At 64.5% G+C, this 25,832-nt stretch carries 20 protein-coding genes; 9 read left to right on the top strand and 11 right to left on the bottom strand.

All coding sequences use genetic code 11. The annotated features are described in order from the left end of the window. Window positions 1–74: 74 nt before the first annotated feature. Window positions 75–2,267, top strand: a complete 2,193-nt coding sequence (gene selD / locus RMO18_RS06545) for a selenide, water dikinase SelD (RefSeq protein WP_309664696.1) — start codon at window positions 75–77, stop codon at window positions 2,265–2,267. Window positions 2,268–2,397: 130 nt separating this feature from the next. Here the strand turns inward: selD and mnmH are convergent, their stop codons facing one another. Beyond that, window positions 2,398–3,447 (bottom strand): tRNA 2-selenouridine(34) synthase MnmH, encoded by a 1,050-nt coding sequence (mnmH, locus tag RMO18_RS06540; protein ID WP_309664695.1) that lies wholly within the window; start codon window positions 3,445–3,447, stop codon window positions 2,398–2,400. Between the two features lie 99 nt (window positions 3,448–3,546). Here mnmH and RMO18_RS06535 point away from each other — a divergent pair, with 99 nt between their 5' ends. Both RMO18_RS06535 and RMO18_RS06530 read left to right on the top strand, forming a co-directional pair. Then, a complete protein-coding gene (locus RMO18_RS06535; protein WP_309664693.1) occupies window positions 3,547–4,164 on the top strand; it encodes a DUF1287 domain-containing protein in 618 nt (205 codons plus the stop codon). A 43-nt stretch (window positions 4,165–4,207) separates the two neighbouring features. Then, window positions 4,208–4,981 carry a formate/nitrite transporter family protein gene (locus RMO18_RS06530; protein WP_309664692.1) on the top strand — a complete coding sequence of 258 codons (774 nt, stop codon included), beginning with the start codon at window positions 4,208–4,210 and terminating at the stop codon, window positions 4,979–4,981. Here RMO18_RS06530 and argE read toward each other — a convergent pair. After that, a complete protein-coding gene (gene argE / locus RMO18_RS06525; protein ID WP_309664691.1) occupies window positions 4,978–6,123 on the bottom strand; it encodes an acetylornithine deacetylase in 1,146 nt (381 codons plus the stop codon). The two genes, RMO18_RS06530 and argE, sit on opposite strands and share 4 nt — an antisense overlap. 129 nt (window positions 6,124–6,252) lie before the next feature. Between argE and RMO18_RS06520 the strand changes: the two genes are divergently transcribed. Together RMO18_RS06520 and RMO18_RS06515 are read left to right on the top strand one after the other, a co-directional pair. Further along, the gene (locus RMO18_RS06520) at window positions 6,253–6,924 is read left to right on the top strand and encodes a hypothetical protein (RefSeq protein ID WP_309664690.1); all 672 of its coding nucleotides are present in this window, start codon (window positions 6,253–6,255) and stop codon (window positions 6,922–6,924) included. Window positions 6,925–7,032: 108 nt separating this feature from the next. Beyond that, window positions 7,033–7,734 (top strand): hypothetical protein, encoded by a 702-nt coding sequence (locus tag RMO18_RS06515; protein WP_309664689.1) that lies wholly within the window; start codon window positions 7,033–7,035, stop codon window positions 7,732–7,734. A 335-nt stretch (window positions 7,735–8,069) separates the two neighbouring features. Here the strand turns inward: RMO18_RS06515 and RMO18_RS06510 are convergent, their stop codons facing one another. The 6 genes from RMO18_RS06510 to RMO18_RS06485 form a co-directional block, all read right to left on the bottom strand. Next, on the bottom strand, window positions 8,070–9,131 hold the full coding sequence (locus RMO18_RS06510) for a serine protease (RefSeq protein ID WP_309664688.1): 1,062 nt from the start codon (window positions 9,129–9,131) through the stop codon (window positions 8,070–8,072). A gap of 33 nt (window positions 9,132–9,164) precedes the next feature. After that, window positions 9,165–11,123, bottom strand: a complete 1,959-nt coding sequence (locus RMO18_RS06505; RefSeq protein ID WP_309664686.1) for a caspase family protein — start codon at window positions 11,121–11,123, stop codon at window positions 9,165–9,167. A 75-nt stretch (window positions 11,124–11,198) separates the two neighbouring features. Continuing rightward, entirely contained in the window at window positions 11,199–12,629 is a 1,431-nt protein-coding gene (locus tag RMO18_RS06500; RefSeq protein ID WP_309664685.1) for a patatin-like phospholipase family protein, read from the bottom strand. Between the two features lie 15 nt (window positions 12,630–12,644). Next, window positions 12,645–13,958, bottom strand: a complete 1,314-nt coding sequence (locus tag RMO18_RS06495) for a HAMP domain-containing sensor histidine kinase (protein ID WP_309664683.1) — start codon at window positions 13,956–13,958, stop codon at window positions 12,645–12,647. Between the two features lie 65 nt (window positions 13,959–14,023). Continuing rightward, window positions 14,024–14,719, bottom strand: a complete 696-nt coding sequence (locus tag RMO18_RS06490; protein WP_309664682.1) for a response regulator transcription factor — start codon at window positions 14,717–14,719, stop codon at window positions 14,024–14,026. A 27-nt stretch (window positions 14,720–14,746) separates the two neighbouring features. Further along, the gene (locus RMO18_RS06485) at window positions 14,747–16,096 is read right to left on the bottom strand and encodes a trypsin-like peptidase domain-containing protein (protein ID WP_309664681.1); all 1,350 of its coding nucleotides are present in this window, start codon (window positions 16,094–16,096) and stop codon (window positions 14,747–14,749) included. Between the two features lie 153 nt (window positions 16,097–16,249). Here RMO18_RS06485 and RMO18_RS06480 point away from each other — a divergent pair, with 153 nt between their 5' ends. Then, entirely contained in the window at window positions 16,250–16,873 is a 624-nt protein-coding gene (locus RMO18_RS06480) for a hypothetical protein (protein WP_309664680.1), read from the top strand. 9 nt (window positions 16,874–16,882) lie between these two features. After that, complete coding sequence (locus RMO18_RS06475; protein WP_309664679.1) at window positions 16,883–18,955, top strand: caspase family protein; 2,073 nt, start codon at window positions 16,883–16,885, stop codon at window positions 18,953–18,955. Window positions 18,956–19,169: 214 nt separating this feature from the next. On the opposite strand, the gene RMO18_RS06470 is transcribed toward RMO18_RS06475, so the two are convergent. From RMO18_RS06470 to RMO18_RS06460, 3 genes are all read right to left on the bottom strand, one after another. After that, window positions 19,170–20,363, bottom strand: coding sequence for a hypothetical protein (locus RMO18_RS06470; protein WP_309664678.1), 1,194 nt, complete (start codon window positions 20,361–20,363; stop codon window positions 19,170–19,172). 37 nt (window positions 20,364–20,400) lie between these two features. Continuing rightward, window positions 20,401–21,810, bottom strand: coding sequence for an FAD-binding oxidoreductase (locus tag RMO18_RS06465; RefSeq protein WP_309664677.1), 1,410 nt, complete (start codon window positions 21,808–21,810; stop codon window positions 20,401–20,403). A 113-nt stretch (window positions 21,811–21,923) separates the two neighbouring features. Next, the gene (locus RMO18_RS06460) at window positions 21,924–22,622 is read right to left on the bottom strand and encodes an arylesterase (RefSeq protein WP_309664676.1); all 699 of its coding nucleotides are present in this window, start codon (window positions 22,620–22,622) and stop codon (window positions 21,924–21,926) included. Here RMO18_RS06460 and RMO18_RS06455 point away from each other — a divergent pair. Both RMO18_RS06455 and RMO18_RS06450 read left to right on the top strand, forming a co-directional pair. After that, complete coding sequence (locus tag RMO18_RS06455; RefSeq protein ID WP_309664674.1) at window positions 22,621–23,313, top strand: ATP-binding cassette domain-containing protein; 693 nt, start codon at window positions 22,621–22,623, stop codon at window positions 23,311–23,313. The two genes, RMO18_RS06460 and RMO18_RS06455, sit on opposite strands and share 2 nt — an antisense overlap. Beyond that, window positions 23,310–25,823, top strand: coding sequence for an FtsX-like permease family protein (locus tag RMO18_RS06450; protein ID WP_309664673.1), 2,514 nt, complete (start codon window positions 23,310–23,312; stop codon window positions 25,821–25,823). The genes RMO18_RS06455 and RMO18_RS06450 overlap by 4 nt, the downstream gene beginning before the upstream one ends. Window positions 25,824–25,832: the final 9 nt, after the last annotated feature.

Raw genomic sequence — 25,832 nt, 5'->3', positions numbered from 1 at the left:
CCCTCGCCTTTCCGCACTGCTGCGGATAGGGTCGCGCGGGCTTGCCCCTGTTGCACCTTTTGATGGTTTTCCGCATGATACCTGCCTCCCACCCAGCCGTGCGCGATCTTGTGTTGGTCGGTGGCGGCCACGCGCACGCACTGGTGCTGCGGATGTGGGCGATGGACCCGCTGCCCGGCACCCGGCTGACTTTGATCAACCCCGGCCCCGCGGCACCCTATACCGGCATGTTGCCCGGCCATATCGCCGGGCATTACAGCCGCCACGACTTGATGATCGACCTGGTGCGGCTGGCGCGCTTTGCCGGGGCGCGGCTTATTCTGGATGCGGCCACCGGGCTGGATCTGGACGCAAGACTGGTGCATCTGTCCGGTCAGCCGCCGTTGCCATTTGATATCGCCTCGATCGACACAGGCATCACCTCAGACCTGCCAGACCTCGCGGGTGCTGCAGCCTATGCCACGCCAGCCAAGCCGCTGGGCGCATACGCCGCACGGTGGGACAAGTTCCTTGCCCGCCGCTTGGCCTTTCCCCGGATCACCATTATCGGAGGCGGCATAGGCGGCGTTGAACTGGCGATGGCTTCGGCCTTCCGGCTCCAGCAGCTTGGCACCCGCGCCCAAATCACCGTCGTCGATCAAGGCCCGCAGCTGTTGCCGGGCGTCGGTCGTGCCGCCAGGTCCGCAATCCTGCGCGAGGCCGCGGCACTTGGTATCCGGTTTCTGACAGGCGCGCTTGCCCGCGCGGTCACCGAAACCAGCGTCACCCTCACCACCGGCGAGACGCTGGGATCAGACTTCACCCTTACCGTCACCAATGGCCGACCAAACCCATGGTTTGCCGACACCGGCCTTGCCCTGGCCAACGGTTTCCTTGCCGTCAGCGCCACCTTGCAAACCTCCGACCCCGCGGTGTTTGCGGTCGGCGATTGCGCGCACCTGACCGAGAACCCGCGTCCCAAGGCGGGCGTCTTTGCCGTCCGTGCAGCCCCGGTGCTACACCGCAATCTGCGCGCTTCCCTGACCGGCGGCACGCTTCGCCGGTTCCGCCCGCAGCGCGACTACCTGAAACTTGTCTCGACCGGCGGGCAATCTGCCGTCGCCGACAAGTTCGGGCTGCGCCTGTCCGGTCATTGGTTGTGGCGGCTGAAACACCGGATCGACACTGCCTTCATGGCCAGGTTCGCGGCCTATCCGGCCATGCCCTTGCCCGCAGTGCCCCGTGAGGCAACGTCAGGTCTGGCCGAAACCATTGGGCAAAAGCCGCTTTGCGGTGGCTGCGGCGCCAAGCTTGGCCCGTCAGTGTTGCACGATGCGCTGGCAGCACTGCCCGCGCCACAGCGCCGCGATGTGCTTTCCGGCCCGGGCGACGATGCTGCCATCCTCGCTACAGCGGGCGGTGTTCAGGTGATGACCACGGACCATTTGCGCGCCTTCACCAACGATCCCCGGGTGATGGCGCGGATCACCGCCATTCACGCGATGGGCGACGTCTGGGCCATGGGCGCCGCGCCGCAGGTGGCGTTGGCCCAGATCACCCTGCCCCGTCTTGGTCCCGCACTGCAGGCCCGGATGCTTGCCGAGATCATGCAAGCAGCGACCGAAGTCTTTCGCGCAGCTGGCGCAGACATCGTCGGCGGCCACACCTCGCAAGGCGCTGAACTGACCATCGGTTTCACTGTGACCGGCATTGCCAACCGCGCGGTTACCAAAGCCGGCGCCCAGCCCGGCGATGTGCTGATCCTGACAAAGCCAATCGGTTCGGGCACCATTCTTGCCGCCGAAATGGCCATGGCGTTGGTGCCGGGCCTGCTTCTGGGCGAGGCGGTCGCCACATGCCTCGGCATCATGCAACGCCCGCTTGGCGCAGCCGCCGCGATCCTTGCGCCGCACGCCCATGCCATGACCGACATCACTGGCTTCGGCCTTGCCGGGCACCTGCTCGAACTGCTTGAGGCCTCGGGCGCCGCTGCCACGATCAGCCTGGCCAATCTGCCTCTGATACCGGGGGCCGAAGCGCTGGCCAATGCGGGCCACAGCTCCAGCCTTGCAGCGGAAAACCGCGCGGGCACGATCGGGCGGATGACCACCCCCGACACCCCCCGCGCCGCACTCTTACATGATCCGCAGACCGCGGGCGGCTTGCTGGCCGCGATCCCTGCAGATCAGGCCGAATCCGTGCTGGATGCCCTTGCCAGCGCTGGCGAAACCGCCGCCCTGATCGGCCACATTACCGAAGGCCGTCCATATCTGACTGTCACGGCCTGATACCTTCCGCTTCGCCAAATATCCCCGCCGGAGGCACGCGGAGCCAAGCGGCCATGGCCGCGCAGGCGACATGAAAAGGCGTGCGGCGGAACGCCGCTCCACTTGCTTCCGAGCGACCCCGCCAAAGCCTTCAACGCAATGCCAGAACCGCAGCCGCCACCCGGTCGGCCAGCCCCGGCAGCGCCGTTTCAGACAGATCATCCACCACCACTTCGGTAAAAGGCACTGCCACCCGGTCGCGATGCTTGGTGTAGCGCGGGTCATAATGCCGCGCCATCAACCCTACGGTCAGTGGCACGAAATCCCCCGCCGCGGCCATCGCCTGCCAGCTTTCGATCACTTCGGCCGGGTGCAACGGGCGCAACAACTCCACCGTTGCCGCCAGACGTGCCGGATCCGCCGTCATGTCCGCATAGGCCCGCGTGAGGTAAGCCGCCCGCGCCGCCACAGGTGCGGCAATGGCCACGCGCGGCGCGGCCACCATCGCCTTCCAGATTTCCGGCGGCAAGCGACGCTCGCCCACTTTGGAACTTTCCGCCTCGATCACCACCGGGCGCGTCGGGTCAAGCGCCGCAATCGCCATCGCAAGCGCTGCCTCGAACGCCTTTTGCGACGGCTGCGCCCCGAGCGAGCCGAACAATGATCCGCGATGCCGCGCCAGACCCTCAAGGTCGATCACCTGAACCCCGCGCGCCGGCAGCATGTTCAAAACCTCGGTCTTGGCCGATCCGGTATTGCCATCCAGAACCACCACCGGGGCGGTCATTGGCGTGTCATACACAGCTTTGACCACCAGCCCCCGCCACGATTTGTACCCACCCGCCAGCGTTTCCACCCGCCAGCCGATCTGGCTCAGGATCGTGGCAAACGACCCGGATCTTTGCCCCCCGCGCCAGCAATAGACCATCGGCCGCCAGCCGCCCGTCTTGTCGGCCAGCGCGCCTTCCAGATGCAGCGCCGCATTCCGCGCCACCAGCGCCGCCCCCATCTTGCGCGCGGTGAACGGGCTTACCTGCTTGTACACGGTGCCCACCCGCGCGCGCTCCTCGTCGCTCAGGACAGGCAAGGAGATCGCACCGGGCAGATGGTCTTCGGCAAATTCCGCAGGCGCGCGCACATCGATGATGTCGTCAAAGCGCAGCGTTGCAAGGTCAGTCAGGGACGTCAGGGTGATTGCCATGGTGGCGTTCTACCCCCTCCGGCGGAAAGACGCCACCTTCGGCGACAGGTCTGCCCTACCCTTCTAGCCAGCCGCCCTTCCACAAGGCATCATCGCGGCATGCGCACCCTCATCGCCCTGCTTTTCTTCGCCCTGCCAGTCCTCGCTCTGCCGGTCGTTGCGGCCGAACCTTCGCAGCTGACCACAGCAGCGCGGACACAGGTCGGCGTGACCACGATCTACGACCCCGGCTATGTGCGCCTGGCCTTTCCGGGCGGTGATATCGCGCGTGATCGCGGCGTTTGCACCGATGTTGTGATCCGTGCCCTGCGCGACGGCTGGGGGATCGACCTGCAACTGGCGGTCAACCGCGACATGACCTCGGCGTTCAGCGCCTATCCAGACCTGTGGGGCTTGGCCTCGCCGGACCGCAACATCGACCACCGCCGGGTGCCCAACCTGCAGACGCTGTTCACGCGCGTCGGTGCCGCGCTGCCGGTGACAGACGATCCGACCCCCTACCTGCCCGGCGACATTGTGACCTGGAGCCTGCCGGGAAATCTGGCGCATATCGGCATCGTGTCTGACCAGATGAGCACCGACCGCAGCCACCCATTGATCCTGCACAACATCGGCGCTGGCGCGCGTGAGGAAGACATCCTTTTCGCCTTTCCGATCACCGGTCACTACCGGATCGATGTTGCCGCCGCTGTGCGGCTTGCCGTTCTGGGCCGCTGACAGACCGATTGGCAAATCTGCCTGACGGGTTCAGAGTGCGGTCATGGACAGTGATCATGACGCCTACAAGCCCGCCCAGATTGCGGCCCTGATCGAAAGCGCCGGCGTCGCCAAGGCACATCTGCCGCTGCCGCAGATGATCATGCTGTCCCTGCTGGCCGGGGCGTTCATCGGGTTCGGCGCAGCAGCGTATCTGATGGCGATCACCGGCGCCGATCCTGGTTTTGGGCCGGTTCGCGTGCTGGGTGGCGCGGTGTTTTCGGTTGGCCTGATCCTGTGCATCGTTGGCGGGGCAGAGCTTTTCACCGGCAATGCGCTGATGGTGATGGCGGCGGTAGACCGCAAGATCACGCTGAAAGACCTGATACGAAGCTGGATCGTGGTCTATCTTGGCAATTTCCTCGGGGCCGTCGGACTGGCTTTGGCATTCCATTTCAGCGGACTGCTGGATGCGCCCTTTGGGGCTACCGCCGCCAAGGTGGCAACCGCAAAGGCCGCCTTGGGCCCGTTAGAGGCATTCACTCGCGGCGCATTGTGCAATGCGCTGGTGTGTCTCGCAGTCTGGCTGTCGTTTTCGGCGCGCGACACCACCGGCAAGATCCTTGCGATCTTATGGCCCGTCACCACCTTTGTGCTGCTTGGGCTGGAGCATTTGATCGCCAACATGTTTCTGTTGCCGCTTGGAATGTTCGCCGGGGCAGAGGTGAGCATTGCGTCTGCCGCCACCGCGCTGGCATGGGTCAGCTTGGGCAACATCGTGGGCGGTGCGGGCGGCGTGGCGCTGGCCTACCGTTTCGCCTATAGCGGCGGGCGCTAGAACCCGGCCTCCAGCCGGTCGATCAGCGCCGCAAGCATCGCCTCGCACCGGCCCAGCTGTTCCACACTCACATACTCGTCCGGCTTGTGCCCCTGCGCCATCGATCCCGGCCCGCAGATCACCGTGGGGATGCCCAGCCGCGTGTCAAACAGCCCGCCCTCCGTCCCGAACGCCACCTTGATCGTGCCGTTCGCCCCAGTCAGCCCCTTGACGAAAGTCACCACCCCCGCGTCTGACGACGTGCCCAGTCCCGGATAGTCCCACAAGCGTTCGACCCTGATTTCAGCCTCAGGAAACGCTGCGCGCAGCGGGGCAACGATCTCCTCTGCCGCCCACCGAAGTCTTGCAATCAGTGTTTCAGGGTCGTCGCCGGCCAGGGACCGGATTTCAAAATCCAGCACCGCAAGATTGGGCACGATGTTCACCTGCACGCCGCCATTCAGCTTGCCCACATGCAGCGTGGTATAGGGCACGTCATAATCACCATCACGCAACCCGGTTGCCACGACATCGGCCTGCAAGCCGCGCACCGCGCCGACGAAATCCGCCGCCAGATGCAGCGCGTTCAGCGCCATCGGCGCCAACGCCGAATGTCCCTCGCGCCCGACGCAGGTCGCGCGCAACGCCACTTTGCCTTTGTGCCCGGTCGCCACCTGCATTCCCGTCGGTTCGCCCACGATGCACATGCGCGGGCGCTGCGGTGCGGCCTCCAGCATGTCGATCAAACTGCGCACCCCCATGCAGCCGATCTCCTCGTCATACGACAGTGCCAGATGCAGTGGCACCTTCAACGGCCGCTTCGATGCCGCCAGCATTGCCGCAACTGCGCAAGCGACAAAGCCCTTCATGTCCGCCGTGCCGCGCCCATAGAGCCGCCCCTCGGCCTTGGTCAGCGCGAAGGGCGGGTAGGTCCACGCTTGCCCTTCAACGGGTACCACATCGGTATGGCCAGACAGCATCACGCCCGCGCCAACGGGGCCAATGCTGGCAAAGAGGTTGGCTTTGGTGCCATCGGCATCGGGGATCAGCAGGGGTGCGATGCCCGCGCTTTCCAGCACCTCCTTCACATACCGCATCAGCGCCATGTTCGGCTTTGAACTTACCGTGTCAAATGCCACCAGCCGCTCAAGGATTGCCCGCATCTCAGCCCTCACCGCTCATCTCACCGTGCTAGCGCGAAACCGCAGAAGCGGATAGCCACGTCATGCGATCCGGACTTTCCATCCCCGGCCCTCGGTGCCAGAAAGGTGGAAACCATACCCCGGATTCAGATGACCCGCCTTTCTTTGATCGCAGCACTTATCGCCAGCCCCACGCTGGCCGAAGCGCCGAACCTCAGCGCAAATCCGCACGGTGCGCCGGGCCCTGCAACCACACTCGCAATGGCTTACAAGCTTTATGCGACCGCCCTGCGCGACAGCGACACCACCACCCTGCTGACCGCAATCCGCCTTGCGCGCAGCGTCACCGAACGCCCGGCGGCGGGGTGGAAGAAGGAAACCACTGGCACCGCGATCCCTGATCAGCCGACCGGTGCCAGTGCGGCGGCCAACCCCGCGGGCGATCAGGCCATCGTCCTAGCCCGGGCACTGGCTGGGGAGGACCCGGCCTTGCAGGATCTGGTCTATGACCTTGACGCGCAACTGCCGCGCGGCCGGATCGAGGCCGCAGCGGCCGCCACGTCAGACCTTTCTGCCGGGCAAACCGATGTCTGGCAAATTGCGTTCTTTGGCGAAAGCTATGCTGAAATCGCCCTGCTGGGCGACGGTGACAGCAACCTTGATCTGGTTGTCACCGATGCCGAAGGCAAACTGATCTGCGCCGATCTTTCTGCCTCGGATCAGGTGTTTTGCGACTTTGTTCCCGCCCGGAATGGGTTTTTCACGATATCAGTCGCCAACACCGGAACGGCTGTAAACAGCTACAAACTGCTGACCAATTAGGAATATGACGATATTTGTCACGCCAAACCGTCTTCTCAAAGCACTTCCACCCTGCCAAAGTCACTGCATCCCGCCCCGCTCCGGGGCGGCCAACGAATAGGATAAACCATGACCCTGAAATCCCTTTCGATCGCCCTCTCGACGACCGCCTTGATCGGTCTCGCGCTGCCTGTGATGGCACAGGACAAGACGGGCACCAACGTGAACACCGAGGCTGCCGCTTCACCGGCTGGTGGCGCCGAAACCCTTGGCCTTGCCAGCCAGCTTTATGCGATGGGCGTGGCGTCAGGCGATGCACTGACCGTGCTGACCGCTGCCAAGCTGGCGATGGGCGTGGAAGTGAAAGAAGGCGGCGACATCAAGAAAACCACGACTGGCGACATGCCCGCCGATGATGCAGAAGGTGCAGCCGACGCCCCGGTCGACGCGATGATGATGCTGGCCAAGGCCAAGGAACTGGCTGCGGATGACGAAATCCTGATGGGCCTTATCGCCGACGCCGAAGCCGAAGGCTCGCGCGGACGGATAGGTGGGGCGGTGAGTTGGCTGTCGCGGCTGCCATCGGGCCAGACCGATGTCTGGGAGATCCCGTTCTATGGCAACTCCTATGCCGAGATTGCCGTCGTGGGCGACGGCGATGCCAACCTTGATGTGGCAATCACCGACGAAAACGGCAACGTGTTCTGCTACGATGTCAGTTGGTCGGACTCGCTCTATTGCAACTTCACTCCGTCCTGGGACGGCTACTTTTACGTGACGGTGCAGAACATGGGTCGGGCGCGCAACAGCTATTACCTGATGACGAACTGACCGGCGGCAAGCTTTGCGCGGGTAACTGCGCACGCAACACTCTTCCAAGACCAACGGCCCGGGCAGCACTGTCCGGGCCTTTTGCTTGGGCGGAAGGCCGCTATGTCTGGCACAAACAGTGGCCCTGCAGCGTCACCAAACGCATCAGCGCATCGCGCTCTCCCAATGGCTTCCCCTTCGCAGATATCCCCGCCGGAGGCTTCGCCCCCGTCCACCAGCGCAACATTTGCCGATGCTGCATGATCCCCCAGCCACCGGCCGTCAAACCGCAAGAAAAGCCCCGCGCCTCAAAACAAGGCACGGGGCGTGTGTTCGCATTGTGATACTGGGGCGGGTCAGGGGTTGGCCGCGATCACCTGATTAAGCCAGGGTACGAACTTCGAGATGTTGGTGTAGGCCGAAAACAACGCCGTCTCTTCGCAGCCCTTGCCGGTTGTGGCCGTCAGACCCCAGCTTACGATCCCGGCCTGAATATAGCTGCCATCGTCCAGCGGCACGACCAAAGGTCCGCCACTGTCACCGTTGCAACTGGTCTTGCCGCCCTCGAAGGTGCCTGAACAGATCATGTTCTCGCTGACCGGCAATGGCGCGCGGGCAACCAGTTCATCCCAGATTGCATAGGCGTCCTGCTCTGCCACACCAAGCGTCTGCGCGGCATAGGTAAAGCCGCCCGCCGCATCCTCGGCCCGCGCTTCCATCATCGCGTTGTTACACAGGTCGCGGTCGAGGATCTGGATCTGCGCCTGACGCAATTCGGGCGACGGCATCGCCCCTTCCTGCAAACCCCAGCCGGTGACCACAGTCGTCACGCCCTGCTTGTTCAGGATGTCGCCAAATTCTCCATCCGGCACTTCGATGGTTTGGTACGGCACCATCGGCGCGCGGGCCAGCTTCACCAGCGCTATGTCGAAATCGAACTGCGTTCCCACATAGGACGGGTGCTTGAACACGGCCTCCACTTCGATCAAGTCGCCTCTTCCGGGGCTCAACTCGTTGGTGCCCACCAGCACCTCGATATCCTGCGGCAGAAGATCGGCAAAGGTTCCGTCATCGCCCTTCCAATGGACGCAATGTGCCGCCGTCAGCACCCATTCATCCATTACCAGCGACCCGCCGCAGAACTGCGTGTCGGTGCCCACTGGCGTGCCACCCACCAGCAGTGCAACCTGCCATGGCCACGCTCCTTCCGCTGCAATTTCGCCACCGATGACCTTGGCACCCGCGGTGTCCGCCACTGCCGCGCGCGCCGCCTTGGCGCCGCTTTTGGCAAAGGCAAAGGGCGAACTGTTCCCCTCCTCTGCCGCAAAAGCCGGGGCCAGTTCGGTGGCCGCTGTTTCCGCACCCAGCCCGGTCGCAAGCACCAGCGGGAGGAGTGCCAGTCCAAAACGCAGTCTCATTTTGCATCCGTCCTTCCATCACTCGACATGGGATCACACCGTCCCGGGGTTCAGTCGCACCACCTGACGGATCATCGTCAGGGGGGCAGGTTTAATCGTGAAGCCGCGCGTCCTGGCCTCGTCTGGCGGGATCATCCGCCCTTCCAGCCAGATCGTCACCTCATCGGAGGCACCTGCAAAGGCGCGCGTCATCTGCGGCGTTGCAAGGCGTGTCAGGTCGACGCGCGGGGCATCGGGATCTACGGGCACCGCCAGAACCCAGATCTCCTCAAGCCCCGCCGTCTGCCCCGGCTCGATCTGCATTCCCACTCGGACGCTTTCGCCCGGTGCCAGCCGGTTCGCAAGGTTCTGCGCAGGCCAGATCGGGGTCACCTCGAAATTGGCGGCAAAGTACAGCACCGAGACATCCTGCGCCTTGCCACCGGTGTTGGTCAACGTCAGCCAGATCTGGTCACAGGCGGAAACCCCGTCCGCCGGATCATAGGCCACCGCCGCCTCGGGCGCGGCGCAGGCCCCATCGGCCGCCGCCGCAACTCGGCGTTCGATCTGCATCGACACTGCCGCCTTGCCGGTCAAACTGCGCCCGGCCGCCCCAGCCAGCACCTCGCGCAGACGCAGGCCGTGCTCGGCTTGCGCCAGCATCCGGTCCACGGCCATGGCAGCGGTCTCACCGGCCTCAAGCATGATTCGGGGGCTGGAACCCGGCCCTTCGGGGTCAAGCACGCCATCTGCATTGGCCAACGCCACGCTGCCTTCCGTCAGGATCGGCACAAGGTCAGCTGGCCCTTCGCCCGAAGGCAATGCCGCCAGCCATTCGGCATAATCCAATCCGTCCGCCGCATCCGCGCGCACCGGTTCGGCCAGCGTAAGCGGCGCTGGCGGGGCGAGACTGACAAGTTCGGCCCAAACTGCACCTTTCGGCACCGGGCCGTCCAGACGCGCTTCGCGTGCGGTCACATCGGTGATGGTCATCCTTCCCAAGGCATCGCCACCAGCAGGGCCAGCATACAGCGCCACCTCACTGCCTGCGGTCAGGCCCTGCAACAGACCCGCCTTCAGAACGTCCCCCTCGACCACCATGCGCGCCTCAGCCGCACCAGCGCCAAACACCTGCGCGTCCAGCAAGGTGCCTTCGCCTTCCGGCATCTGCCGCGCGGGACCTTGCACCATCGCATCCGTAGTGGCCGCCAATACTTGCGCCCAACTTGCCGTCGGCGCGCTACGCAACACCTCGGCAAGGCGCAGGGTGAACTCGCCATGCCAGGTGCCATCATCTCCCAACGGGTATTCGAACGACCGTTGATCGGACTGCGAGGAATACAGAAACACGAAATCGCCCGACAGCGGCGGAGCCTCGGCGCCCGCCACTGTAGCGATGTAATCCGGAATGCCTAGCGCCTCAGGGTCCAGCACCCGCGCCACGCCTTCGCCGCCAATCGCCCGAAAGCCGGTGGCCGAATGGCAGGCATCAACCAGCCCGACCAGCTTTACCCCACGGCTCAGCATGCCCTGCGCCCAGGCTTGCAGCTCATCGTCCAGCAAGGCGTTTTCCACCGCGCCGATCGCGCCCTTCCACCCGGCTGCGTCGGCGGGCAGCAGGATCTCGTCATAGCCGCCGCCTTCATCGCCGCTCATGTCCGGGGCCTGCGAGCCGTGACCCGAAAAGTAGAACACCACCGTATCGCCAGGCTGCGAGGCCGCAGCCGCCGCCTCCATCGCCGCAATGATCTCGGCGCGCACGGGCTGACCGGTGACAACACCCGCTGGCAGGCCGGTGGGGGTGGCCGTCAGCACCGTCATCTTGCCCGCGTCCACGCCGCGCACCACCAACGTCTCGGCCATCAGCGCCACGTCATAAGACGGACCCTGCAGATCGGCGTCCAGCACCAGATAATCGCTGACGCCGATCAGTACGGCGCGCACTTCGGCCTGAACGGGACAGGCCGCAAAGGCTGCAGCAAAAGAAAGAACATATGGAAATCTGTACGGCATGATGGCGCAAAGATACCCGGCCCGGGTCACAGAACAAGTGTCTCGCGGACCATGACCGCATTTGTCATTGCCATGTCAGTTTCCCAAGGGCACGACACGCCGCCCGCCCGCCGCAATCCGGCCTTCCACGCCATTTCCGGCCAACGACGCCAGAAAGCCGTTGAACTCCGGTGCCGCCCGCGTGGCCAGACGCCCAGCCTCGATCACCATGTCAACCTGCGCTGCTGCCAGCTTCAACCGCGTCGGCACTTCGTCCAGCTTGTCGCGCGTGGCGTCAGGCAGGCTGGCAAAGCTTACCTCACCGACGAACAGCTTCACGTCCCTGCAATCCCAGCCATCGGTCGAGCCGCGCAACCGACGCACTTCTGACAGAGGCAGCGCACAGCGCCATTCGATCAGTTCCGTCTCCCAGAACCGCAGTTCACCTCGCATCGAATCGTACCCCGACCGCGATGCGGCGGCCATCGCACTGGTCGCAATCGACATCGCCATCCCGACACCACCGGGGCCTGCCACCCGCCGCGTCCAATCGTAATCCTTTTCCACCCCCGCGTTGGCCACCAGAAACAGCATCCGCTTCAGTTTCACCGCCTCCTCTGGCGTCATCGGTGCAAATGGCGCCTGCGCGCGGGCACGTTCCACTGCCAGACCCGTCGTGCCGAAGTTGTCGGTGATGCCGCCATCCAGCAGTTTGACGAATTTCACCTCGTCGGGGTTGCCATAGCTTTCCAGCGCCCGCGCATGTGCCCGCATCGCAGCCGTCGCCTCGGGGTTATAGCGCGCGGCGGTCAGCCAGTCCGGCTCACGGTAGTCGCATTTGCCATGATGCGCGGTCAGCACGATCGGGGTGAACACCAGCGGATAGGCGGCAGAAGCAGCAACCGCTTCCGAAAGCAGCACCTTCGAAAGATCAGAACACAACGCGTCAAACGTTTCCGGGCTGAAAAGGAAGGGCGTGTTGTTGGCAACGTCGGTCGCGTTGATCCAGGTCTTGACCCCTGATCGTTTGCGCAGGTCGCCAAAGGTGGCGCCCTTGAACAGCACCTCGTCCAGATAGCGCCCGAAAGTTTCGCGGCTATTCACCCCTCCCGCCACGCCTTTGGCGATGGTCAACGGGTTCAGGGCAGATGTCGCCATGTACTTCTCGGCATTGGTGATCAGGTAAGTCTCGCGGAATCCGTCCAGACCCTGCGGGCCGTTCAACCCGAACTGCGCCGCCATCACCGACCCACCCGAAACGCCGGAAACCAGCCTGACGTGATCCAACAGGCCATTCGGGGTGCCGGTCACCATGCCCGCGGCGCGCAATTCCTTCAGCATTCCGTAGGCAAACGCCGTGGCCCGCATGCCGCCTCCGGAAAATGCGAGGCCGATGTACAGCTCGCCATCCCCCACTACCAGCGGTTCAACCAGTGCCGCGTTCTCGCCATTCAGGGGCAGGTTCTGCGGCCAGTTCCACGGTGCACAACCGGCAAGGATCAAAAGCAGGATGATGGCGATGCGCATGCAAACCTGTAGATGCTAAGGGGCCCGCGATGACTGTATCTTTGGCCAGGTGATTTCAAGCACGAAACCCGTGTCGCTGGGCGGCAGCTCCAGCCGCGCCCCATGCCGCGCCGCAATTGCCCGCACCAGCGCCAGCCCAAGCCCGTGCCCCTTGATGCCCCGGTCACGCTCGGCGCGCACAAACCGCTCGAACGCTTCGCCCTTGATGTCTTCGGGCAGACCCGGCCCGGTATCTGCAACCCGCATCAGATACCGATCCCCGGCATCGGCCAGCGACAACGTCACCCGGTCACCTGCCGCGCAATACTTGATCGCATTCTCGATCAGGTTCGACAGCATCTGCGCAATAAGGTTCCGATCGCCCAACACCATGGACCCCGGCAGGATCGACGCATCTGCAACCATCCCCTTGTCCTCGGCCAACGGCTCGTAAAGCTCCCACACTTCCCGCGCCACGGCTGACAGATCCACTGGCTGAAGCCCCCCGCCACTGCCCTGATCGGCCTCGGCCCGGCTGATATCCAGCAGCGAATCGAACACTTTGATCGCCTGCCGCATCTCGGCCCGCAGATCGGCGGTCACCTCCTCTTGCCCATCGATCTTCGCCAGTTTCTGCAGCATACGGTTCAGCGGTGTGCGCAGTTCGTGCGCGATGGTATCTGAAAGGCGGTGCGTCGCGCGGTTGAGGTTTTGGATACGGTCCAGCATCGCGTGGACGTGGGTCTCCAGCATGCCAAACTCGTCGTCGGACCGCGCGCCTGACAGACGCGCGTCCAACTCGCCTTCCGCCACTCGGTCGGCAAGGGCATTGACCCGCCCGATCCGCGCCATCACGGACCGCGCCGCCATCCAACCCACCCCGGCCCCCGCCACCAGAATTGCTGCCAGCAAGCCCAGCATCCCGCGCCGCATTGCCGCCAGCGTGTCATCCACCGGCTTCAGGCTGCGCGCCACCAGCAGCGGAAACCCCCCCGGCAAATCCCGCGCGACGGCCAGCCAGCGCACACCCGCCTCGGAAAACACCTGCGCCGGTTCAATCTCGAAATCCGCTCCTTCCGGCTCCAGCTGCTTTGGCCAGCCTTCCCGCGTGCCGGCCAGAACCTTGCCGTTGCGGTCCATCAGCAACAGCATTTCTTCACCGGTGGCCGCCGCCCCCCGGTACTCGATGGCCTGACGCAGCGCGATGATCCGGCGCTGGTCGTAAAGCGCCGCGAACCCATCCAGATCGGCGGTCAGCAGCGCCCGCTGCGCCGCCATCATCCGGCCTTCGACCAGACGGTATTGCAGCCCCATTCCGACCATCGACAAGACTGTGACCGCCAGCGCCATCAGTGCCGCCAGACGCAAAGTAGCTCGTGCGGCCAGAGGCTTGGCAGCCGGCCCCTTGGCCGCCGTCACCCGGCAGCCCCGGTGGGCGGCGCAAAGATGTAACCCTCGCCCCGCGCGGTCTGGATAGCCTGCGATCCGGCTTCCTCCAGCTTACGCCGCAGCCGCCCGACATGCACGTCAACCACGTTGGTGCCGGGGTCGAAATGCAGGTTCCAGACGTTTTCCAACAGCTGCATCCGCGTGACCAACTGCCCGGCATTGCTGGCGAAATAGGTGATCAGCTCAAACTCCTTGGGGCTGACCGCCACATGCGCGCGCTTGACATGCACCGTCCGCGCCTTCAGCCGGATTTCCAGATCACCAAAGGCCATCAAATCGTTGTCCAGCACCTGCATCGTGCCACGTCGCAGCAGCGCCCGTATCCGCGCGCGCAATTCGTCCGCCTCGAACGGCTTAGGCAGATAGTCGTCGGCGCCCTTCTCCAGCCCCTCGACCCGGTTTGCAGCCCGTCCCAGCGCCGACAGGATCAGGATCATCGCCCGCGACCCGCCGGCCCGGATGCGCGCCATCGCCTCAACCCCGTCACCGCCCGGCAGCATCCGGTCCAGCACGATCACCCGGTAATCGCCCGAATGCGCCGCCGCGATCCCGGCGTCCAGCGTGTCGCAGTGATCTGCGGCGCAGCCCAGCCCCTCCACCACTGCGCGCACTGCGGCAGCGGTCTCGGCATCGTCTTCCACGATCAGAATGCGCTCAATCATGGCACCCACCCTATGCTCTGTCCTGTTTCAGAACACCACCACGTCCGGGTCAAGCACATTTGCACCGCCCACCGGGCGCACTCCCTCGGTCGCACCCCAGGGATCAAGGTAGATATGCCGTGTCTCGCCGCCCGGAGCCGTCACCAGCATCAACACCGCTGCCGTCACCTCCAGCGCGCTCAGGGCGCCAAGATCCACTTTCTCGCCGTTCACAGCGATGATCCGGTCGCCCTTGGCGATCCCGGCAAACAGGGCTGGGGAATTGTCGGTCACATCCTCGACCAGCCCGCCCTCACCCAGCATCAGGCCCAGCGCCGAAAGACGATAGCTTGTCACTTGTTCCGGGTTGCCGCCCGCAATCTGCCGGGTCTTGATGCCGATGCCAAAGGCTTCACCCGCCTCGCCTGCACCAAACGCCAGCATGACAACCATCGCATCCTTGCCGCGTAAGATTGCCACCGCCGCCTGGCCATTCGCCACCGCGGCCTCGATGCCAAAGGCGAAATCACCAGCCTGCTTCAGTGCCACCCCATCAACCGCCAGAATGATATCCCCCGCCATCAGACCCGACATTTCTGCCAGACCACCGGCCTCGACCCCGTCGATCAACAGCCCTGCGGGCGTAACTGCCAGCGCACCAGCCACCTGCCGGTCCACCGGGCGCGCCATCATGCCCAACGACGGAAACGGTGCCAGGGTCTCGTCGATCAGCCCCGCCACGATGCGCGACAGATCAGCGGCAGGAATCGCGTAAGCGATGCCCACGAACATCCGGCTACCGTCGGCGATCTGGCTGTTCATGCCAACCAGCCGCCCCACGGCGTCCACCAGCGGCCCGCCCGACGACCCCGGATTGACCGCTGCATCATGCTGCAGCATCAACATCGGCACTGCGATTTCCACTTGCCGGTCCGCCGCCGAAATCCGGCCTTCGGTCAACGTGAACTCGACCCCCAGCGGCGCCCCAAGCGCGAACACCTCGGCCCCCAGCCCCGGTACGGTATCGGCGATCACCAGCCCCCGCCGCCCCGGCGTGACCGAAATCACCGCCACATCGCGCACCGGATCACGCGCGATAACCAGCGCTGTCGTTTCGTTGCCATGCCGGTCAATCAGACGAACGTCCTCTGCTGCACCCACGACATGCGCGTTGGTCACGGCAACCTCACCCGCCTCGCCCCACAGGAACGCCGACCCCAGAAATCGGTCTTCGGCATCGGCGCTGCGCACCGTAAAGACCGTGTCCATCGCCGCGTCCAAGGGCGTTGCCTGTGCAGGCGACACCAGTGCCACCAACGCCAGGACCACTACCACGGCCACCGCCTCAACCATACACACCAGCGGTTGCACCCGCTTGACGGCTTTTCGAAACAACATTCCGGACCCTCTGATCTGCTTCATTGCCCCAACGCTACCAGCCCGCCCCAACCGAGGCACATGACAAAGCCTGTCATCGAAAACTTGAGTGTTTACAGGGGCGCGGGCCGGCCTCATGTTTCAGCCTCAAGACCCGTATTGATGAGCGCCCGCATGACCCGATCGTTGCTTGCAACCCTTCTGCTGTCTGCCCTGCCGATGGCAGCCCTGGCCGAAGTTCCGTCGCCGGTGAAGGTGGCGGCGCTTTCTGCCCGGCTCTACGCGGTCGGGCTTGAGGCGCAAGATCCGCTTTTGATCATCGCTGCCGCGAAACTGCGCAAGACCATCGCGCCAACCCCCACCGACCGCACGGCCACTGGCGGGCAAACTGCAATTGACGCCCCGCTTGGCTGGGACGAAATGCTGGCCAGTGCCGAACCTCTGGCGACCGGCGATGAAGCCATGCTTGGCCTGATCGAAGATGTCCGCGCGGAAACCAACAAGGGCGTGGCCTCCGGACCGGTCTACAACATCGGCGCGTTGCCCAACGGCAGCGATGACACCTACCCGCCCATCGAATTTCGCGGTGGCGAGTATGCCGAAGTCTATGTCGAGGCAAAGTCGTCGACCAATCTCAACCTCACCGTCCTTGATGATCAGGGCCGTCTGGTCTGTTCTGATACCGATGTTTCGCACATTGCCTACTGCGGTTGGACCCCGGCCACCGGCGGCACCTTCACCCTGAGGGTTGAAAACAACGGCCCAACTGCAACGAATTACGCGCTGATGACCAACTGAGGGTTCCTCATGATTCGCCAATTCCTTCTGGCCACCGCCTTATCCGCCCTGTCGCTGCCAGCTTTCGCACGGGAAAACTATGCGATCCTGATCGGCGCGAACGAATACCGCAACCTCGAGGAACGCTGGTGGCTGAAGGGTCCGGCCAATGACGTGGCGCTGGTTGCCACCTACCTTACGACCGAGGCCCCGGTGCCATTTGCGGCCGAGAACGTCACAGTTCTGACCGATGGCCGCGATGACGTAGCGCCCGCAACCCTTGGCGCGATCCGCACTGCCTTTACCGATCTGACGGCCAAAGTGCAGCCGGGCGATTTCGTCTATCTGCACTTCTCCGGCCACGGCACCCAAGCCCCTGCCGCAGACCCGGCCTCGGAACTTGACGGTCTGGACGAGCTGTTCCTGCCGGTCGATATCGGCCAATGGTCCGACACTACCGGCCATGTCGAAAACGCGCTTGTTGATGACGAGATCGGCGCCATGATTGATGCCCTGCGCGCCAAGGGTGTCGATGTCTGGGCAGTGTTTGACAGCTGTCATTCCGGCACTGCTACCCGCGGCGTCGATGCTGGTGATGAAGAGGTGCGCACCCGCCAACTTGACCCAGCCGTCCTGGGGATCGCCCCTGAAGCAATGGAAGATGTCGTCACCCGCAGCATTGGCGACCCGCGCACCCCCGAAGATGCTCCGTTTGACTCAGGCGACGGCGATGGCAGCTTTGTCGCTTTCTTCGCCGCGCAGACCAATGAAGTGACGCCGGAAAAGAACCTGCCCAAGGGCAAGCCTGACCGCAAGCCGCAGGGCGTGTTCACCTATGCGCTGATGGAAACGCTGGCCGAATACCCCGGCGCCACGTACGGGCAGATCGCGCAAGAGGTGTTGCGTAAGTATTCCGTCAAGAACCTCGCCCGCTCCACCCCGCTGTTCGAGGGCGATCTTGATGCGGTGGTTTTCGGCGGCGTCGGCGGCGAACGCGTCGCGCAATGGCAGGCCAGCGTGACCGACGGCAGTTTTGTCATTCCGGCGGGGTCGCTGCACGGCCTGTCCGAAGGCGCGGTTCTGGCGGTGATGGCAACGGCGGCAGACGCATCGGACGCGGCCATCGGCTTTGTCGAGCTGGCTTCGGTCGACACTTTTACCTCGACCGGAGTCGCTGTGGCCAAGGATGGGAAAGTGCTGCCCGCTGACCTGCCCAAGGGCGTCTTCCTGCGCAAGCTTGATAGCACGCTCGACTTTTCCCTGACGGTCGCGCTGCCAGAACCCGGCACCGCCCCCGCCGACGCGCTGCTTGCGGCCCTCGACGCCCTTAAGGCCGAGGCCGGCCCGCGCCTCACCTTCGTGAACGCCGGGGCCGAGGCTGACCTGCGTCTGGCCGTGATCGCCGACAGCCCACGCCCGGATGCGATCTGGGTGCTGCTCTCTACCGGTCTCGCCGAAGATCTGGCGACCACGCCCTCGATCTCGACCGCCGACAAGGATTCCGCGACCCTGGCCCTTGCGGTCGGCGATACGCTGGCCACGATGTCCAAGGCGCTGAACCTGCTGAAGCTGGGCGATGCCTTGGGCAGCGGCAATCTTGACGTCGAGGTCGAGATGCTGACCCGCAACCCCGAAGACCGCACCCTGAAGCCGCTGCCCTTCATGCCGGTGCCAACCCTTATCCCCGATGACGAAGTTCACGTACTGGCGCGCAACAACATGGACATCTCGGTCGACGTGAACGTGCTTTACGTGGGCGCGGACTACTCGATCAGCCATTGGTTTTCGGGGCGGCTGCAGCCGGGCGACGAACTGAAAAAGGGCCTGTTCAAGATCAGCGACACTGTCCTTGGCCAGGAACGCATGATCATCGTCGTGACCCCCGCCAAACCGCAAAGCCCGGTCGAGGATCTGGGCTATCTGGCGCAGGACGCGGCAGAACTCTCTCGCAGCGCGGCGGCCAGCCCGTTGAACGACATGTTCCGCGATGCGGGTTTTGGCGAGGCAACGCGCGGCGTCGTCGCCCTGACTGACGAATCCGATGCAACCGGCCCGCTGCCAGCCATCTTGCAGCTTGAGGTCAGGACCGTCTCAGGTAATTGATTTTGCTGGATTGCTGCGCAGCAATGTCACCGCCTTAGGAAAAGATGCTGCGCAGCGATCACTTCCTCGCCGCGCAGCACAGGTCCGGAAGTCTGGCGCGGGAGAAACGCCTTCCGGTTGTTCAAATGTCGCATAACTCTTCCTTAACGTGCATTCTTCCACATCGGAATTCAAGCTGCTTATGCCAGCGCTTGCCCTGTCACCGCCTTGGATGTCAGGCTCGCCGATCCGCCGCCCAAAGACAGGCCGCCCCGACCACCGACACCGCGACGCCCAGTCCCGCTACCAGCCCATAACCCGACAGCGCCGTGCCTGCCGCAAAACACACTGCAGCCATCACATCCCCGATCAACCGCTGCACCGCCATCAGCGACGCCCCCGCACCCGGCCGATCTGCCATCAGGTCCTGCAAATAAGCTATCGGAACCGTCAGCGTGACCGCTCCGCCAATCGCGGCTGGCAAGATCAGCAGCCAGACCCAGCCGCTGCCTGCAAGCACCGGCAGTAGCGCCACATGCACCGCATAAAGCGCCGTCCCCAGGAAAATCATCCGCGTCCGGCTCCATCCTCGCGAAACCATCGGCAAGATCAGCATGAAGGGAACCTCCAGCCCGGCCACCAGCCCGACATACAGCGCAACATCCTGCGTCCCGCGCCCGACGTCCGCCACCATCACCAGCGAAATCAAAGCGATGTAGACCGTGCTCACCGCCACAACCGCGCCCAGCGCCATGACCCGCCATGCCAGCGCCGGATGCGCCATTTCGGCCAGTGCCGCCCGAAAGCTCAACCCGCTGGGCCGGTCCGTCCATGCAGCCGCACCATCGCGCGGCCACTGGCGCGCAACGACAGCCAACATGCACCCGGCCATGATCAGACCAACGGGATAGATCGCCAACAATGGCGCGCCCATCGCAAAGGCCAGTGCCCAGACCGGCAGAACCACCACGAAGGGCGCCGCGAACAGCGCCCGGATCACCGACATGATCCCGTCCCGCTCGGCCTCAGGATAGGTCGTTCCCGCCAGCCGCGCCAAGGCAAACACCTGCCCGAAAGTGATCGAGGCCACCGGAAACAGCACTGCCGACACAAGGGCAAAGACCCAAGGCCCCGGCGCAATCGTCATCAGCGCCATCCCCGCCACAAGACAACCTACTGCCGCCAGCGTGATCCGCCGCCGGTTCGCCGTCTGATCCGCCCTGATCCCCGCAATGACCGAAGCCGATACGCTCAGCACGCTGGACACCGCCAAAAGCACCGCGAAACCCGCGTCACCAAAGCCAAACGTGTTCACTGCAAGCGTCGCGAAGTATGGACCAAAGCTGCAAACAATGCCGCCCTGCAGCGCCATGACGACCCCGGCAGTGCGCAGCGCGGGGTCCTGCAGTACAATCCTGATCGCGGTCATGGCGCCACCGCTACCCCCGTGCCCCGGCGGGCACAAGTCACTGCGGAATGACCTTGCCGGGGTTCATCCGGTTTGCCGGGTCCAGCGCCTGCTTGATCGCGCGCATCACTTCGATTGCAACCGGATTCTTGCGCCGCGACATCGAGTTCAGCTTTGACAGCCCGATGCCATGCTCTGCCGAAAAGCTGCCGCGCAACTCGGCTACCACATTTTCCACGATCTCCAGAACCCGGTCCTTCAGATCAGCATCATCCCGCGTCGGAAAAGCGCTGAAATGCAAGTTGCCGTCCCCCAGATGCGCCACCGTCAGACTGGTAAGTCCGGGGTCAATCGCCTCTAACCGGGCCAGCACCGTGTCCAAGAAGGTCTCGACCTTGTCCAGTGGCACGCAGACGTCGGTATCCACCACCGGCGTCAGGCCCACCCCAATTTCCGCCGCAGCTTCGCGACGCGCCCACATTGCGCGGCGCTGCGCCTCGCTTTGCGCCACCACGGCGTCGGTAATCAGCCCGGCGTCCAGCAACTCGCCCAGCACATCCTCCAGCAGCGTCACCAACGGCACGGCCCCCGTCTCATCCGGCACCGCCTCACGCGGCACGGTTGTTGCCGCCTCAATCAGAATCGTGACGTCTGGAATGTCCGCGAACGGCAGCCCCAGGTCGGGCCGTGCCACTGCCAGCCTGCGCGAATAGGTGGCAGGCATGAACTCAAACGCCTCGACGCGGCCGCCCGTCGCCTCCTGCATACGGTTCAACAGCACCAGCGCATCAGGCAGACTGCGCGCGGCCACCGTCGCCGTGGCATGGGCGCGTGGCGCGGGCACCAGCTTCATCACGGCGGCGGTGATGATGCCCAGCGTCCCCTCGGCCCCGATGAACAGGTCCTTCAGGTCATAGCCCGAATTGTCCTTGTGCAACTCGCTCATCAAATCAAGCACCCTGCCATCCGCCAGCACCACCTCCACTCCAAGACACAGCGCCCGGGTCGAGCCATAGCGCAAAACGTTCGACCCGCCCGCATTGGTTGACAGCACACCCCCCAGCATCGCTGAGCCGCGCGCGCCAAACCACAGGGGAAAGTACAGCCCCTCCGCCTCCGCCGCTTCATGCAACCGGCTCAGGATCACTCCCGCCTCGGCCACCACGACCCGGGTATCGGCGCGCAAGTCGCGGATACGGTTCATCCGTTCCAGACTGATCATCAGCCCGCCGTTGGTCATCGTCCCGCCAACCAACCCGGTGTTGCCCGACACCGGTACCACGGCAACACCCACTGCTGCCGCAGCCCGCAAGCACGCCGCCACTTCGGCAGTAGTCCCAGGTCGCACCACAGCCACCGGCGCGCCTGCATACTTGCCCATCCAATCGCGCGAATACCGCGTCATATCGGCACCGGTCACCACATGCCCGGCGCCAACCACGGCCGCGAGTTGTTCAATCAACGTCATTTGGCACTCAGCTTTTTCTGTTTGGAAGTATTCTGGCGGTGCGGGGGCCAGCCCCCGCTTTGCCGGCAGCCTAGTGCCACTATGCATAGAAGCAAAGGCATCGGCTCAATGGCCTAACCCTTCACCCGCCCCAGCAATTCAAGCACCTTCGGCCCCAGCCCCTGCACGATCAACTTCACACCCTCCGGGTTCGGATGAATACCGTCGGCCTGCATGAACGGGGCAAACGATGCCGGGTCGCCCGCGATGGCCCCCGCCGCCACCAGCCCGTCAAAGAAGCTGTTCTCCAGCAGGCTGCCATATTGCGCCGCCAGCTCCGGATACATCGCGTCGAAGGTCAGCTTGTAGTCCGGGCCAAAGTTCCCCGGCGCCTGCATCCCCACCAACAGCACCGGCAATCCCCGCTCGCCAGCCTTTTGCAAAATGCCCTCAAGGCTCGCGCGGGTGCCTACCGGGTCCAGCCCACGCAGCATGTCGTTGCCGCCCAGCGTCACGATCAGCGCATCGACCTCCGGCCCCAGCGCCCAATCCAGCCGTGCCAGACCGCCCGCCGACGTGTCGCCCGAAACCCCGGCATTCTGCACCACCACATCCGCCCGCTGCGCTTGCAGCCAGGCCTGCAGCTGCGGCACAAAGCCGTCGTTCTGATCCTGCAACCCGTAACCCGCCGTAAGACTGTCTCCCAATGCCACAATCGTCACCGGTTCGGCAAAAACTGAACTTGACAGTGCAAATATCGCAACTGCAGCATTGCGGAACTGGCAAACCGCGCCATATGCCAATCCAGACAGTTCCTTAAGGGCAGACCGCATGACCGATCCGATCCTCGTGCTCACCGATGCACGCCTCACTTTGCAGGGCAATGCCGGTCCGGTAAACATCCTGAAAGGCATCTCTCTCTCCATCTCGCGCGGCGAATCGGTCGGGCTGGTCGGGCCATCGGGGTCAGGCAAATCATCGCTCCTCATGCTGATGGGCGGGCTTGAACGTGCCTCCGGCGGGTCGGTCATGGCGTTGGGCCAGGATCTCACCGCAATGGACGAAGATGCGCTTGCCCGCTTTCGTAGGGGGAATATGGGGGTGGTTTTCCAATCCTTCCACCTCATTCCCACCATGACCGCGCTTGAAAACGTGGCTTTGCCCATGGAACTCGCGAATGTGACCGATGCCTTCGCCCGCGCCGAGGCGGAATTGGTCGCGGTTGGCCTTGGCCCAAGGCTGCATCACTACCCCTCGCAGCTGTCGGGCGGCGAACAGCAGCGCGTCGCCCTTGCCCGCGCCGCCGCTCCGCGCCCCGCCATCCTTCTGGCGGATGAGCCCACTGGCAACCTTGATGGCGTCAACGGTCAGGCGATCATGGACCTGTTATTCGGCTTGCGTGACCAACACGGGGCGACGCTGGTGCTGGTCACTCATTCCGCCGAACTTGCCGCCCGCTGCGACCGCGTGGTGCGGCTGGCGGATGGCAACCTTGCCCCGGAACTGAAGGCCGCCGCAGAATGACGACACGCCTCGCCGCCCGCATCGCACGGCGCGAACTTCGCGGCGGCCTCACGGGCTTTCGCATCTTTCTTCTGTGCCTTGCCCTTGGCGTAGCCGCGATTGCCGCCGTCGGCACATTGCGCGCGGCGATCCAGTCAGGGCTGGAAGATCAGGGTGCAGCTTTGCTTGGCGGCGACGCGCAGATGGAATTCACCTACCGCTTCGCCGACGCCGAAGAACTGGCTTTCATGGACCGCACCGCCACGCGCCGCTCCGAAGTGGTCGATTTCCGCTCCATGGCCGTGATCGCGGATGATTCAGCCCTCACCCAGATCAAGGCCGTCGACGCCAACTACCCGCTCTACGGCACCGTCACCCTAGACCCCCCGATCCCCCTCGCCGATGCGCTGGCCACCAAAGGCGGCCTTCCCGGCGCGGCGCTCGACCCTGTGCTGATCGCCCGACTGTCGCTCAACATCGGCGACACCTTCACTCTCGGCACCCAGACCTTTCGTCTGACGGCCGCCGTGATCCGCGAACCTGACAGTTCCGGCGGCTTCACCCTCGGCCCCCGCACCATCATCCGCACCGACGCGCTGGCCGCCTCTGGCCTTCTGGCCCCCGGCTCACTCTATGAAACCGAATACCGCCTTGCCCTACCCCCGGGTACCAACCTGCAACAGCTCGAAGATCAGGCCAAAGCTACCTTCCGCGAAAAGGGCATGAGCTGGTCCGACAGTCGCCGCGCCGCCCCAGGCATCGACGAATTCGTCGACCGCATCGGCAGTTTCCTCGTGCTCGTCGGTCTGGCCGGGCTGGCCGTGGGCGGGGTTGGCATTTCTGCCGCCGTGCGCTCCTATCTGGACGGCAAGATCGCCACCATCGCCACCTTGAAAACCATCGGCGCCGAAGGGCGGCTGATCTTCCGCATCTACCTTTTCCAGATCCTCGTTCTCGCCGGCATCGGCATTGTCGCGGGCCTGATCCTGGGCGCAGGCATCCCGATGCTGTTCAGCCCGATCATCGAGGCGCAACTGCCTTTCCCCGCGGACATCGCGCTGGCACCAATGCCGCTGATCGAGGCGGCGTTCTACGGGCTGATCACCGCGCTTCTGTTTACTCTCTGGCCACTGGCCCGCACCGAAACCGTCCGCGCCGCAGCCCTGTATCGCGGTGGCGACGGCCAGCGTGCCCGCCCGCGCGGCATCTACATCGCGGCACTTTTGGGTCTGGCGCTGATCCTTGTTGGCGGCTCGGTCTACCTATCGGGCATCCCTGAACTTGCGCTCGGTGCGGCGGGTGGCATCCTGGGCTCGCTTCTGGTGCTGGCACTGACGGCTTACGGTATGCGCCGCCTCGCCCGGCGCACCGCGCGGTCCGGCCTCACGCGCGGCCGGGTTCCGTTGCGTCTGGCGCTTGGCTCCATCGGCGGCGCGCGGTCCGAGGCGACGTCGGTCATCCTTTCACTGGGCCTCGGCCTGTCGGTCCTTGCCGCTGTCGGCCAGATCGACAGCAACCTGCGCAACTCCATCGAACAAGACCTGCCCGAACGCGCCCCCGCCTTCTTTTTCGTCGATATCCAACCCGACCAGATTGACCCCTTCCTTGCCAGCATGGCCAACAACCCCGCTGTGACCAAGGTTGACAGCGCGCCGATGCTTCGCGGCGTCGTCACCATGATCAACGGCAAACCGGCAACCGAGGTGACCGACCACTGGGTGGTGCGCGGCGACCGTGGCCTCACTTACGCCGACACCCCACCCGAAGGCACCAAGATCACTGCCGGCAAATGGTGGCCCGAAGGTTACACCGGCGATCCGCAAGTGTCCTTCGCCGCCGAAGAGGCCGCCGAAATCGGCCTGAAACTGGGCGATACCATCACCGTCAACATCCTTGGCCGTGACATCACCGCCACCATCACCTCGTTCCGCGATGTGAACTTCTCCACCGCCGGAATAGGCTTCGTGATGTCGCTGAACGCCGCCGCCCTGCAAGGCGCACCGCACACCTTCATCTCCACGGTCTATGCCCCGCCCGAAGCGGAAGGCCAGCTTTTGAAGGATGTGACCAAGACCTGGACCAACATCACCGCCATCCGCATCCGCGAGGCGATTGATCGGGTGACCGAGGCGCTAGGCGCCATCGCCACCGCCACCGCCTGGGCCGCAGCTGCAACCCTGCTCACCGGTTTCGTGGTGTTGATCGGTGCCGCCGCTGCTGGTGAGCGCGCCCGTGTCTACGAGGCAGCTATCCTGAAAACCCTCGGCGCCACGCGTGGCCGCATCCTTGCAAGCTTTGCACTGCGATCAGCCCTGATGGGTGCCGCCGCTGGCAGTGTGGCTGTCATCGCCGGGGCAATCGCGGGCTGGGCGGTGATGACCTTCGTGATGGACGCCACCTACAGGTTCGAGCCGGTCTCAGCCTTCGCCATCGTCATCGGCGGCATCCTTGCCACGCTGCTCGCGGGCCTCGCCTTCGCACTGCGGCCGCTGTCCGCCCGCCCGGCGCAGGTGCTCAGGACCCAGGACTGACCAGTTTCC

The sequence above is a fragment of the Tabrizicola sp. genome (assembly GCF_031377265.1).
GTDB lineage: Bacteria > Pseudomonadota > Alphaproteobacteria > Rhodobacterales > Rhodobacteraceae > JAUYQR01.
Note: the sequence above shows the minus strand (reverse complement) of the source record. Positions and strands in the feature narration are given on the sequence as shown.